The sequence below is a fragment of the Populibacterium corticicola genome (genome assembly GCF_042683685.1).
Classification (GTDB): domain Bacteria; phylum Actinomycetota; class Actinomycetes; order Actinomycetales; family Cellulomonadaceae; genus Timonella; species Timonella corticicola.
Genome location: NZ_JBHUOP010000004.1, coordinates 131,858 through 145,335, shown reverse-complemented (window position 1 = coordinate 145,335; position 13,478 = coordinate 131,858). Strand labels below are relative to the sequence as shown.

General features: G+C 59.9%; 12 protein-coding genes. 2 read left to right on the top strand and 10 right to left on the bottom strand.

The annotated features are described in order from the left end of the window. Positions 1-56 precede the first annotated feature (56 nt). Positions 57-1,178, bottom strand: a complete 1,122-nt coding sequence (gene dapE / locus ACFSYH_RS10115) for a succinyl-diaminopimelate desuccinylase (RefSeq protein WP_377466840.1) — start codon at positions 1,176-1,178, stop codon at positions 57-59. A 193-nt stretch (positions 1,179-1,371) separates the two neighbouring features. Between dapE and dapD the strand changes: the two genes are divergently transcribed. Next, positions 1,372-2,325 (top strand): 2,3,4,5-tetrahydropyridine-2,6-dicarboxylate N-succinyltransferase, encoded by a 954-nt coding sequence (gene dapD / locus ACFSYH_RS10110; protein WP_377466839.1) that lies wholly within the window; start codon positions 1,372-1,374, stop codon positions 2,323-2,325. A gap of 235 nt (positions 2,326-2,560) precedes the next feature. Here the strand turns inward: dapD and ACFSYH_RS10105 are convergent, their stop codons facing one another. The 3 genes from ACFSYH_RS10105 to fdxA form a co-directional block, all read right to left on the bottom strand. After that, positions 2,561-3,856, bottom strand: a complete 1,296-nt coding sequence (locus ACFSYH_RS10105) for a citrate synthase (protein ID WP_377466838.1) — start codon at positions 3,854-3,856, stop codon at positions 2,561-2,563. A gap of 246 nt (positions 3,857-4,102) precedes the next feature. Continuing rightward, entirely contained in the window at positions 4,103-5,320 is a 1,218-nt protein-coding gene (gene dapC / locus ACFSYH_RS10100; protein ID WP_377466837.1) for a succinyldiaminopimelate transaminase, read from the bottom strand. Positions 5,321-5,322: 2 nt separating this feature from the next. Continuing rightward, a complete protein-coding gene (gene fdxA / locus ACFSYH_RS10095; RefSeq protein ID WP_377466836.1) occupies positions 5,323-5,640 on the bottom strand; it encodes a ferredoxin in 318 nt (105 codons plus the stop codon). A 208-nt stretch (positions 5,641-5,848) separates the two neighbouring features. On the opposite strand from fdxA, the gene ACFSYH_RS10090 reads away from it, so the two are divergent. Further along, entirely contained in the window at positions 5,849-6,118 is a 270-nt protein-coding gene (locus tag ACFSYH_RS10090) for a putative acetyltransferase (protein ID WP_377466835.1), read from the top strand. A gap of 72 nt (positions 6,119-6,190) precedes the next feature. Here ACFSYH_RS10090 and ACFSYH_RS10085 read toward each other — a convergent pair whose 3' ends face one another. From ACFSYH_RS10085 to ACFSYH_RS10060, 6 genes are all read right to left on the bottom strand, one after another. Then, on the bottom strand, positions 6,191-7,186 hold the full coding sequence (locus ACFSYH_RS10085; RefSeq protein ID WP_377466834.1) for a prephenate dehydrogenase: 996 nt from the start codon (positions 7,184-7,186) through the stop codon (positions 6,191-6,193). Positions 7,187-7,215: 29 nt separating this feature from the next. Continuing rightward, a complete protein-coding gene (locus ACFSYH_RS10080; RefSeq protein ID WP_377466833.1) occupies positions 7,216-8,157 on the bottom strand; it encodes a prephenate dehydratase in 942 nt (313 codons plus the stop codon). Between the two features lie 5 nt (positions 8,158-8,162). Continuing rightward, on the bottom strand, positions 8,163-9,053 hold the full coding sequence (locus ACFSYH_RS10075) for a hypothetical protein (protein WP_377466832.1): 891 nt from the start codon (positions 9,051-9,053) through the stop codon (positions 8,163-8,165). A 109-nt stretch (positions 9,054-9,162) separates the two neighbouring features. After that, entirely contained in the window at positions 9,163-11,850 is a 2,688-nt protein-coding gene (locus tag ACFSYH_RS10070; protein ID WP_377466831.1) for a VanW family protein, read from the bottom strand. A 207-nt stretch (positions 11,851-12,057) separates the two neighbouring features. Continuing rightward, on the bottom strand, positions 12,058-12,417 hold the full coding sequence (locus ACFSYH_RS10065; RefSeq protein WP_377466830.1) for a DUF6113 family protein: 360 nt from the start codon (positions 12,415-12,417) through the stop codon (positions 12,058-12,060). 78 nt (positions 12,418-12,495) lie between these two features. Then, the gene (locus tag ACFSYH_RS10060) at positions 12,496-13,476 is read right to left on the bottom strand and encodes a PIG-L family deacetylase (protein ID WP_377466829.1); all 981 of its coding nucleotides are present in this window, start codon (positions 13,474-13,476) and stop codon (positions 12,496-12,498) included. Positions 13,477-13,478 lie beyond the last annotated feature (2 nt).

Here is a 13,478-nt window from a genome sequence, read left to right as displayed (position 1 = left end):
GCTTCTACCCTATGGCCCTGATCCACTGCCGCCGGGAGTTTTTGCCTGCGAGTTGGCTATTTCAGCCAAGATTTCAGGACCTCGTAACACGTTTGGATCTGATCGGTTGGGCAGTGTTCATCGTCGCGATGTGCGTAGATTGCGTTGCCGGGTCCAAAGTTCACCGCGGGCAGTCCAAGTTCTGCGAAGCGGGCCACATCGGTCCACCCGTACTTTGGTGCGGGCTGCGTGCCTGAGCGTTCGAGCACGACACGAGCGAAGTCCTGGGCGCGCGGCGAGTCGAGGCCTGGACGTGCCCCGGGGGCGATGTCATCGACCTCGACATTGAACCCGGCGAACAACTCTCGTACGTGTGCGAGCGCCTCGTCCGGGGTGTGTGATGGGGCGAATCGGTAGTTGACCTTGACCTCGCAGTGATCTGGAATGACGTTTCCAGCGATACCACCCGTGATGGACACGGCATTCATGGATTCTCGGTAGTCGAGTCCGTCCACGGTCACCGTGTGGGGTTCGTAGGCGGCCAGGCGCGCGAGTATCGGGGCAGCGGCATGGATCGCGTTCTCTCCCATCCAGGCACGCGCCGAGTGCGCGGCGATGCCCTTGGTGGTGACGATGACCCGCAGGGTTCCGTTGCATCCACCTTCGATGCCTGCCGACGATGGCTCGCACAGGATCGCAAAGTCGCCTTCCAGCAGGTCTGGTTGGGTGCGTGCGATGATGCCGAGGCCATTGAGCTCGGAATCCACTTCTTCGTTTTCGTAGAAGCACCAGGTCACATCCTGGTTTGGACGGTTCAGTTCGGCGGCGAGCACCAGTTGCACCGCTGCTCCGCCCTTCATATCCACCGTGCCACGGCCCCATAGGCATTCCTTGCCGTCCTTGACGATCCGCTGCACGGGGAGATTCTGTGCGATGGGGACGGTGTCGAGGTGACCTGCGATGACGACTCGTGATTCGCGGCCGAGGTTGGTTCGTGCGACTACATTGTTGCCCAGGCGGGTGACCTCAAGATGTGAGTAGGCCCGTAGTGCGGTTTCGACCGCATCCGCGATGCGCTTCTCATCGCCTGACACCGATTCGATGTTGCACAACGCCTCGGTGAGATCGACTGGTCCCACTGTGAGATCGAGTGCTGCTGAGGGTTCTGATGGCGTGGATGAGGGGTTGGCGCTAGACATGCTAGCCACTATAGCGACCCTGCAGGTGCCCTTGCGAAAAGTCGGGAGGCAAGCCTGCATGCGTCTTGTGTCGTGAGCTCTCACGTTAACAGCAGGTTCCATGTCTGTAACCTGTCTGTAAAAAACACCCCCGCCCGTGGTCCATTCTGTTTCAACGCAAACCACGGCAAAATCGCGCATCTAGGGTAGAAACATGAACGACTCAACTCGCTCCGCATGGGGCTACGGCATCGCAACCCTGACAGAAGACGGAACCACGCTCGACGCCTGGTACCCACGTCCGCGACTTGGACCCAACACCACCGGTTCGCTCCCTGACTCCGCGCTTCTCGCGCTTGAAGGATCAGACGATGCCCGCGGTGTGCGGCGAGTCGTCGTGCTGCGCGAGATCGACCTGGATGCTGCGCCGCTCGACGCGGCAGACGCCTACCTGAGACTACATCTGCTCTCCCACCGCCTGGTTCGACCACACGGTCTGAACCTTGACGGCGTGTTCGGGCTTCTCAGCAATGTCGTATGGACAAACCACGGCCCATGTTCACCGGACTCGTTCGAGGCGACTCGCGCGGCGCTCATGGTTCGCGGCCCTGTCACGGTGTACGGCGTGGACAAGTTCCCGCGAATGGTCGACTACGTTGTGCCAAGCGGCGTGCGGATCGCCGACGCTGATCGCGTGCGATTGGGAGCCCACCTTGCCGAGGGCACCACCGTTATGCACGAGGGCTTCTGCAACTTCAATGCGGGAACCCTCGGGGTCTCGATGGTGGAGGGCCGCATCTCCGCGGGAGTCGTCATCGGTGATGGCTCCGACATCGGTGGCGGCGCATCGATCATGGGGACACTCTCAGGTGGTGGCAAGCAGGTCATCTCCGTGGGCAAGCGATCCCTCTTGGGGGCAAACGCTGGAATCGGCATCTCACTTGGCGATGACTGCGTTGTTGAGGCGGGCCTGTATCTCACAGCCGGTGCCAAGGTGATTCTCGCGGGTCAGACCGATGAAGCTGGCAAACCGCTCACGGTAAAGGCACACGAGCTCTCCGGTAGGGACAACCTGCTGTTCCGCCGCAACTCCGTGTCCGGCGCGATCGAGGTTGTCGAGCGAGCCGGCGTCGGTATCGAACTCAACAGCGCGCTACACGCCAACTGATCCACCTTACGCAACATCGATGGGGCATTTTCCGTCCAAGTGCACAAACAAAAACTGTGTATCGGGGCAGAAAACGCCCCATCGGTCTATCCGGTTCGTGTACATCACCGCGGCCTGCCGGAATCGATACCCAACAAACCCAAAAGGTGTGGCCTAGTTCCTCTTGTCAGGAACTAGGCCACACCTTTGATCTCATAGGGTTGCCCACCTGTGGGCACGCCGCGCCAACGACAAGTCAGCGAGCCGCTACATCCACGTAGTCGCGTTCGACCTCGCCGATGTACACCTGGCGTGGGCGACCAATCTTGGTCTTCGGGTCGTTGATCATCTCACGCCACTGCGCGATCCAGCCCGGCATACGTCCAAGTGCGAACAGCGGAGTGAACATCTCTGGGTCGAAGCCCATCGCCTGGTAGATCAGGCCAGTGTAGAAGTCCACATTCGGGTAGAGCTTACGCGAGATGAAGTATTCGTCGTTCAACGCGATCTCTTCGAGTTCCATCGCGATGTCGAGAAGTTGATCACGCTTGCCGAGGGTCTCGAGGACGGCATCCGCACTCTTCTTCACGATCGCGGCGCGTGGGTCGTAATTCTTGTAGACACGGTGCCCGAAGCCCATCAGGCGGACTCCGTCCTCCTTGTTCTTGACCTTGTTCATGAACGCCGCAGGGTCGCCGCCCTCGCTCTGGATACGACGTAGCATCGCGAGCACGGACTCGTTCGCGCCACCGTGCAGTGGGCCGGACAAGGCATTGACACCAGCTGCGATCGAGGCATACAGGTTCGCATGCGACGAACCGACCATGCGCACGGTCGAGGTCGAGCAGTTCTGCTCGTGGTCCGCGTGCAAGATCAACAGTTTGTCGAGTGCGTCAACCACAACGGGGTCGGTCTCATACGCCTGGTATGGCTCAGAGAAGGTCATGCGTAGGAAGTCATCGACGTAACCGCGCGAGTAGTCCGGGTAGAGCAATGGCTCCCCGTTACGCCTGCGGTGTAGGTAGGAGGTGATCGTGCGGGCCTTGGCCAAGATCAGCACCGTGGCCAGTTCCACGGTCTCCTCATCGAATGGATTCAGCGATTCGGGATAGAAGGTGGGCAGCGCGTTGATCGCGGATGCCATCACGGCCATAGGGTGTGCGTTGACCGGGAAGGTTCCCATGAAGGTGCGGAAACCCTCTGGAACGAGCGTGTGCCGGTTGACTCGCGCAGAGAATGCGTCGAGGTCGGTCTTACTTGGAAGTTCACCATGGATCAGGAGGTAGGCCACCTCGAGGAACGTGGACTTCTCGGCAAGTTGATCGATGGGATACCCGCGATAGCGCAGAATCCCTTGATCACCGTCGATGTAGGTGATCTTGGATTCGCAGACCGCGGTGTTCATGAAGCCCGGATCGTAGGTGATGTGACCGGACGACGACAGGAGGGAGGTGACTCCAATGGCGGGATTGCCAACGCTCGCCTGATAAACCGGCAGTTCGTGGGTCTCCCCTGCGACGGAGAGCGTGGCTTTGTCTAGGTTGTCAGACATTAATTTCCTTCCTTGCGCCTTGACGCCTTCGTTAAGGCTGTGCGGCGCTGCATGCTCCGCATCCGCCATGCTCAAACCACGGCACGGCTCGAACCTCATGGGCCCGACGATGCGTCAAACGTACGCCACAAAGTGGTCTAAGTAACGTTAGCCAATACATGGGACTTTAGGGAAAACGATCAGGTCCGCGAACGCGATTCCCACAGTGAGAACCATCACACGGCACTAAAAGCAAGGGTAAACCATTCACCAAGTAAAGGGAAAGCCCTTACGTGGAATCGACCAACCGAGCCGACTCCCCACAACACTGATGCGCTCATCTGTCGCGGTCAGCGCCATACGAACGTGATCATTACCGGCTGCACCGTAAAAGGCCCCGGGGGCCACAAGGATTCCGCGTTCCGCGAAGTAGCCGACGCTCTCCCAGCATGCACCCGGCATGCGACTTTGGGCCTGTTGCACAAGCACTGACGTGCGGTCTTTCAAGACCGGCATGTTGCCAGCACGTATCCACACGTAGAGGCCTGCCTCCGAGCCATCCATCTCGAAGGTCTCCGACGCTCCCCCCAGCGCCGTCAACAACACATCACGGCGACGCGCGTATACGGCGTATTGCTCCCACACGTGAGCCTCATCCGTCAACGCCGCGATCATGGCCTGTTGAACGGGAAACGGCACGATCATGCCAAGATGCTTGCGCAGAGCCAGCAGTTGGCGCACCACTTGACCATCGCCCGCCACAAACGCGGCACGGTATCCGGCCATGTTCGACTGTTTGGACAGCGAGTAGGTAACGAGCAGGCCTTCGTAGGAGGTGCCCCGCACCCGCGGATCAAGCACGCTTGGGACACCGTCGCCCAGATACGGCGAAGTCCACGGCAGTTCGGCATAGCACTCATCTGATACGACGAGCGCACCGATCTCGCGCGCGGCATCCACGACTTCCCGCAGGGCAGCAACATCCATCACTTTGCCGTGCGGGTTACCTGGGCTATTGACCCAGACAAGCTTGACGCGCGTGTCTCCGCGCCAGTCTGCCACATTGTCAGTGGCAAGAGGCGTTGCCCCAGCCAAGCGTGCACCGACCTCGTAGGTCGGATAGGCGACGCTCGGATAGACCACGATGTCGCCCTCGCCGAGGTGCAGCAACGAGGGAAGCAGGCCAACCAGTTCCTTCGAACCGATCGTTGGCAAGACATCGGAGGGATCGAGATCTGGCACGGCTCGGCGCACCTCAAACCAACCCGCGACAGCTTCGCGTAGTTGGGTGGTGCCGTACGTCAGCGGATATCCATGAGCGTCCGAGGCCGAGGCAATGGCATTCTGGATGACCTGGGGGGTTGGATCAACCGGCGTGCCCACAGATAGGTCGATGATTCCATCAGGGTGGTTCCGCGCAAGGTCACCGAATGGGATCAATAGGTCCCATGGAAAGACGATGTCGGAGATGTCCCTAAAACCCACGATCAGGCCTGAGGTGGCAGCGACTCGATGAGTGGGTGATCCTTATCGATCTGCCCCATCTTCGCAGCACCACCGGGAGAACCAAGATCATCGAAGAACTGGACGTTTGCGTCGTAGTATTCCGACCATTCCTCGGGGACATCGTCCTCGTAGTAGATGGCCTCAACCGGGCAGACAGGTTCACAAGCTCCGCAGTCCACACACTCATCTGGGTGGATGTAAAGCGATCGGTTTCCCTCGTAGATGCAGTCGACGGGGCATTCCTCAATGCATGCCTTGTCTTTGACATCGACGCAAGGCTTGGCGATCACGTAGGTCACTTGCGAGTTCCTTTCAACCTAAAAACAAAACGCCCTTGTTACGGACAAAGTAGTGTAGCGGAACGTAGGGGTTTCGCGAAGCAAGCCCCTACCGGAGCGTAACGTACGAGAGTTCGTAACCAAACAAGCATGGGAGATCCTATTATCTCCCAGCCATCCACCCCATAGGACTCAATCCCACGTGCTGGCTTAGTGTTAAATGTTCTCTATGAACAACCCTAAACCTGTTTCACCCGAAGAACCTATTCGGCCAGAGATCGCCGAGTGGCAGGTGGGTCAGCGGGTTATGGTTCGGGTCAATCTACCCGACGGCGACTCTCACCTTTACACGGATATCCTAGGTTATATTAGCGCCAAGAACAGCGAGTTCATCACACTGGACACTCGCGCAGGTGAGCGCGTCATCCCTGTTGCGGACATCGCTATTGGCAAGCTGATTCCGCCACCGCCTGCGCGGCGGCGTCCGCGCCAACAGTAGTTTCTCGCGTGCCGACGAGCCCTCATCTCGGGTGTTCGCGTCACCCGCGGAGCGCCCTCGTCCGGGCATAGATCACATATTTCCACGAACGTTAACGGTTATGGCCTGCGCCACATCGGCACCCACGGTGATTCCGGTGACGAGGCTGCCGGTGGCCCCGATGGCCAGCAGTTGTTCAGCCCAGTTCGCATGGTCGAGCGATACCTCAGACTCGCTTGCCTCTCCATCACTGGCCCGTTCCACGATGGGAGCGCCACGGGTGAAGAACTCAGTCAACTCCTCTGTGCCGGGCTCGGTTGCGTCCAGTGCGTCACGTACATCGGTCAACAGCTCGATCGCCCGATCAACCGCGCCCAAGACAGCACGGGAATTGTCCACGATCATCGCCTGATTACGCGTGGCCGATCCACGCGCCACCCGGGTACCGTCTCGGAAACTCCCCGCTGCCAGACGAACCGCTAGCTCACGATTCGGGGAGGTTGCCGCGATACCCGTCAAAGAGTGCGCGAGGACATGTGGAAGGTGCGAGACCAACGCAACCGAATCGTCGTGAATCCTGTCCGTGGTCACCAAAGCCCGACCCGACATGATGCGCGTGATGAACTGCAGCACGAGCAGCGCTCGCGTGAGCTTTGTCTCCTCTGCCAGAGTGAGGCCCCAGGTTGCACCGTCGAACAGATGGGGGTCAGCATGCGCGAACCCTGATTTCTCGGTGCCCGCCATGGGATGGGCACCCACATACTGCGAGCCGAGGCCTGCAGCATTGACGGACTCACGCACACGCTCCTTGACGCTTCCCGCATCGGTGATCGTGGTGTGCGGGGGAACCGTGCGTGCAATCCGCACCATGATGTCAGACATGGCGAACAACGGTGACGCGACCACAAGCAAATCCACACCCGAGGCTGCCAGATCCTCCAGTTCATCGAAAGCCGTCAACCCAGCCTCTCGTGCAGTCGCACGCGTTGTCGGATTGCGGTCCCACACGCTCACGGCGATTCCCCGGTCCCTCAGCGCAAGCGCGAGTGACCCACCAATCAGCCCGAGCGTCACAACACCCACGGTCATGGTGCGTGGCTCACGAAGAGGCGCATCCGTTACCACAGCAGTGCCCTTTCAAGGTCTCCAGGAGAACTGGAGGCGTCCGCACTCAACGGTGGAATGCGCTCCTCGTCCACGGTTGCATCGATCTCACCGCGTGAGGGGAACACACCGAGGGTCTTGACCGAGTCACCCGCCTCAATCAGCCCGCCGATCACCGAACGCAACGTCTCATCCCACGGAGCCGCATCAACCGTCATGATGAACACGTACTTACCCTCGAGAGCCTTGAGGGGACGCGTGATAAGTGAGGACAGGTTCACTCCCCGACCTCCCAACGCACCGAGAATTCGTGCGAGCACGCCAGGGCCGGTGATGCGTGGCGTGATCGCCACCATCGAACGAACCGTGTGTCCAGCATCGTTCTGCCAGGTCTCAATTCGAGAACGCTGAGCAAGTGCCTGTTCCCGACCAGTAATGAGGAGGAAGCGCGTGCGCGCGCCATGGAAGTCCTGCACGCGTTCATCGATGATCTCTCGGTCGTATAGGCTGGCTGCGATTCGTGGTGCAAGCGCGATCTGATGTGGTTGCACATCGCGCGCAGCCGCCGCATTCGATGCCGCCGGAACCTCGGTCAAGCCACGCTCGGTGATAAAACGCTGACACTGGGCAAGACCGTGCGGATGACTTGTCACCTCGGTGAACGGACCCGTCGCTCCCGCAACCGTCATCGCATCAAATGCAACCTCAACGAACACCTCATCAATCGCGACCACATTGCGGGCAGCCACGAGTGCGTCCAGCGAAGGCACCACATACCCTTCGACGCTGCTCTCAATCGCGACGATCCCGTACTCGAATCCGCCGTCCTCAACACCGTCGTACACCTGGGTGACAATCGGCAACGGAACCAGTTGGGCATCGCCTCCAATCGCATCGATCGCCGCCTGATGCGTGAATGTTCCCTCTGGGCCTAGATACGCAACACGGGGAGACATCCGCGTTAGTTCGCTTTCGACGAGGCCGCGGCAATGGCGGACTGGGACATGTTCGACCACACTGGGGTAAGGGCATCTGGTCCAGGAATGAACTGGGTACCCGGCAGAATCGCGAGAATACGGTACTGCACCTCCTGCGCCGAGAGTTGCGCCAAGAGGGATCGAAGCACGGTTGAGTCAGCAATCGCGAACGAGCTGAGGAACACGTGTGTGCCATTGGCTGCCCGTTGGGAACGAAGGTGTTGCAGGTCGATGCTGTGCTCAGCAAACACATTCAGAGTGATGCGCAACGAACCCTCGTGATCTTCAGTGGGACCGAACGCGAGCCAGATCTGAGTACGCTCGGTGAAGTCGTAGAGTTCCTCGGCGGTTTCGAGCAGCCCGTACCACAGTGGCGGGACCGAAGCGAACAACGATGCGCCCTCAAGCTCAAAGTAACCTGCGGGGATCGCAGCCTTCTCGAGCACGAGCATGCCGTGCTCACCGGCCAGCGTGCAGCGGTCATCCACGGACATCGTGGTTGAGACAACCTGCGGCGTGATGCCAAGGGTCCGCAGCACCTGACGGGTGTCGCGCATACCCGCCTCATCGATGATCGCGGTCCCGTTGCTCTCATGAGAGCGTCCCACAAGGGTCCACTGCGAATCGATCGACACGGACTGCGTAAGGACAAGGGAGTTATCAGCCGAGAGCAGACGACGCTCAAGTCCCGGGTCAGGCTGCGAGGGGTGGCCGATATGAACCACACCGTTGATCGCATCGAGGGCGGCGATGGTCGCAAGCATACTGGTGCGCGACCCCAGTTCAAGGAGCACTGAGTCCCCGTTGTCCCAACCGCCCTTCACCGCAGCGGCGCGCGCGTGCACGGCGGACTCCCGCTCGCTCTTTCCCAGCATGAAGACTCCTTAAGCTTTATAAACAAGTGCTCTCGAACATGCTATAGCCCGCAGCGACCAACGTGCCGCCACGGGCTACAGAGTGGGAAGGCCAATCCTTCTCCTGCCTTTAGTCGTCCTCTTTGGACTCGTCCTTCTTACACGTCACGCCGTTGTCAGGGCGGTATGTCCAAGACTTCGCCTCGTCTGCGACCACCTCGCCGGTGGCGATTTCGGTGACCTTACGGGTGACCGTGACACTGAATCCCGGCTGTCCCGTTGGGTAGTACGAGCAGTTGGCAGCGGTGGACGTGGTCATACGGGCCGGAGTGACGTTCCGGCGCGGCGAAGTCGTGGTCTCGACCTCGTAGGTCTTGGTTCCCCATGCCTCAACTGTCAGGTTTCCATCGGCCACATAGGCACGGAGCAAGATTCCTGTCTCGGAATCATTACGCCAGATCATATCGATCGAACCGGAGAACAGGGTTGATTCACGACCCTCTGGGTAGCGTGGAATCCACACGGTGTGTGGGCGGTGTGCGATATCGGTCATACCGGCGAAGAAACCAGCGTTATACGTGGTCGTTGCCACCTGCGAGAGTCCGCCACCCATGCCTTCAGTGTGCACTCCGTTGACGATAACGCCTGCGGGATAGTAGCCATTCTCACGCGACACCGGACCGATGACCTTCATGAGGTCAAACTCCTCACCTGGCCGCACCAGGTATCCGGTGATGCGGCTGGCAGCGACCCGCAGGTTCTCGGTGCGCCAGTGGTCGTTCGTGATGCGGGTGGAGAAGCTTGCGACCTTCTCCTTGATACCGAGATCTTCAAGCTTCTGAGCGGAGAGTTCTGGATCTGTTTCAACCAGATCCACCTGCGCTACACGATTATCGGTGGTCGCTGCCGCATGGAACGCCGTGGCAAGCTGTTCATCATCGATACGGGTGCCGGCCTGCCCTGGCTCAATGACTGGTTTGCCATCCTTAAACACGAAACGGGCGTCCTCTGCTTCCCGCAGCAGATCGCTCGTGCGCTTCACAACCTCTGTGGCGAGTTTCTTGCCATCAAACGCAAAGGTCGCCTGGCCGTTCTCGAACTTGATGTCCACATTCTTCGTGAACGCCTCCTGGGGGATCTCAGCTTTCTGGCCGTCGATCTCGACCATGACTGCGGCGGAGGCAATCTTGTTTGCGGTGGCAAGCGCCGCGTCGGTTGCCGCCTGGGTGACCTCAGGCTCGACTTCTTGCATTGTGAGTGGCACGGGACGGGTCTGCGAGAACAGATGGGCAAGCAACTGTTGCTTCACCTGCTCGGAATCGACGCCCATACCGTTCTCGGCATTCGTGGCGACAGCGTGGCCGTCCACGAAACTGACGGTCCCACTGACAGGTTCGACGTAGAGAGCGGACTCCACCTCTGCAACCGCGGAGTCAAGTTGTTCGTTGTCTACGCCCAACACAGGCTCGATGGCCTCGCCACCAGCAAGTTTCTCCCACAGAGTGCTCGGGGACCATGAAAAGCCGGTGAGTCCCTCGACAGTCTGCTCAGCGTCGAAGGTGATTCCCGCCGCGGACGGTACCACGGTGGTGTTCAGATCACCGGCCGCTAGAGTTACTTCCTCGTCGAGTTTTGGAAGAAGTTCGTCGTTGAGTTTTACGGCGGCATCCGCCTCGCTCAAGCCGCCAATCTCAACGCCCGCAACACTGACGTTCTTGGCGATCTCATCAGCGAACGCGTATTGGGCAGCCGCGTAGGCACCACCGAGCACCAGGATCGTGGCGAGCGTCCCCACTACCGCCTTCACCCAGCCACGTCCAGACTTCTCTTCCTCAAAATCAGCGAATGCCGGGCCTGCCGACTCGTCGACGGTTCGCGGCTCTTTCGCTGGAGTGCTCGGCTTGATCGAGGCCGGGGCCGCTGGCGTCTTCGTGGCGGGCTCAGTCCGTGTAGAGACGCGCACCGGGGTTGCAGCAGCCTTCACCGAGTTCTCGACGTCACCGCGAGGTTCGTCGTTCTCCTCTACGGCCGAGACCGGTCCAGTTGAAGCACTTTCGGAGGCCGTCTCAGACGTTGCAGCGATCACGACGGTGTCGTCGCCATCGTGAGGACCATGTTGCAGAGCCCCGTCACTGGTAAGGTTATCGACTACTTCGGATTCCGCGGTGACCTCGGCAGCTTCCTCCCCTGTGCTCGCGTCGACTCCAGCGTCAGGCTCTGCGGGAGACACGACAACGCGTTCGATAACGTGGGTAGCGTCATCATCGTCGCTACCCTCCAGGGCTGATGTGTCCTCTTGCCCCGCATTCTCGGCTTCCTCGCCGTCATGCTCCGCCTCAGGACCCACACCGATGACATCCCCGTCGTCGGTGTCCTCTGACTTTTGTCCCGTCTCTGGCTGAGGATCGATGACGGGATCGGTAACTGTCTCTACGTCTTCAGCGCTGTCCTCACGCGCCGTGGTCTCGTCAGGTTCCACTCTGTCTTCAACAGTGCTTCCCGGCTCAGCACTATCGGCTGGCGTAGCATCGATCTCAGCACTGCCATCAGCATCAATGTGCTCGTCCGAGGCGCTTTCCTCTGGGTCGTCATCCTCATACAGATCCGCTGGGTTGACGTCGTCCACAGGTGCACTAGTAGTCACCGGCGGTCGGTCAAGGATGGGAATTGGCGACGGCGAGACCGCAGCAGGCTGTGCTGGGCTCTCAGTGTTCTCCCCCTGCGCCGCTTCCTCTGGTGAGTCAGCGGATGTCACCTCTGCGTTAGATGGGGCCTCGACGCCGTCTTCGCGCGGGTCCAGGTCTTCCACGCCAGCCATCAATTACTCCAATTCTATGCACTAACGGTTATTGGTCTAACGGTTAATGCGGTTGTTGTTCAGGTCATCGTGCTTAAAGATATACGTTCCATATGCGCGCATCTGGATATCAGATACACGGCTGAGATCACACGATGGATGCGGGATCTGGCCAAGTAGATGCACCCATCAAGTTTAAGTGGAGATTCCCCTGCATTTCAGCGGAAACTACTCTGCGTACCACTTGCGTGGGGTGAAACATACTGCCCCGACGGCGACCACCCCACCAAACAGCCACACGTAGGTGATGACCTGGTTAGGCATCATGATGTCCCCACCGGGTCCCCCCAGCGCGAAAAGCTGAGCCATGATCATCCAGCCAGCCCCGAAAGCCGCCACGCCACCAAGCCCGATCCATGCGCGGACCATGACTCCTGATACCACAACGGCAAGCAGGGCAAAGATCAGAGCGTAGGGTTCATAGGCGCGATGGGCAGCAGTTCCAAGCACCGCGACAAAAGCTCCGAACAGTAGCGCAGTTGCGTACTCGACGACCCGCACCAGATGTACCACCTTGCCTGAATTCATGCCTCTAACCTATCGAAAAACCCTGATGAGAACCTGAAACTTGCGGTATCGATCCATACCTTTTACATACCGATTAGGTCACAGCAGTTCGGCGTAGAACTCATGCGAGAACAACGGCGAGATGATGTCGTTTGACAGCGCATAGCTGCCAATCACGGCAGCACCAGCCGCAATGCCATAGGCGGGCAGTTCACAGGCCCATTGAATCTGTGTTGCGTGCTCTCTCATCGCCGCAAGAACCTGCGGCAGGTAGTCCCTCGTGTCGAGCGTGTAGGCAGTCGCGTCCTCGTGTGCACTGACAGCGGCAAGAGGCGCTGAAACCTCTGGGATGACTCCGCCATGGTCCGTTCCCGCTACCAGTCCACGCGCTGCGAGGTCGTGCAGCGCAGCACGCCCAGACCTAGCGATGTCGGCTGGAATCACCGAACTCAGCATCCTTATCGGTCCGGCACCACCGTCTTGAGCAAGTTCGACCGCACGCCGAGCCACCTGTGCGGCACGGATGTGATCGGGGTGCCCATATCCCCCGCCAGGTTCATAGGTAACGACAGTCCGCGCAGCTCGCTTGAGCAACACGCCAGCCAGGCGCGAAGCCGATGCCTCGATGTCTGCAAAGTAGAACGCATCGGGCGACACCTCGTCGGGAGGCTGCGCGGCGCCGGACACGCCAGCACCAAGCTCACCATCGACCCATGACATCCCAGAGTCGCAAAACCGCACCTCAGAAACCGTAACCGCAGCATCAAGCGGAACCGACTCGTCGCCAGGCACAGGGACAAGTTGGTCTAGGAACACATGGTCGCGCACCCCGAGCGCCGCCATGGCGCGAGCCAACTCACGCTCCCGATACGCACCCAGCGCAGGCCCATTTCCCTCCAGGCCATCCGGATCGTTTCCGATCACCTCACCCTGTTCACCGCGCGTGCAGGTCACAAGGGTCACCCCGAAGCCGCGCTCCGCGGCCAACGCGAGCAACCCACCCGAGGACAAAGTCTCGTCGTCGGGGTGCGCGTGCACCGCCACGATTGGTCCGACAAGATCAAGCTCGCGAATCTCCACTG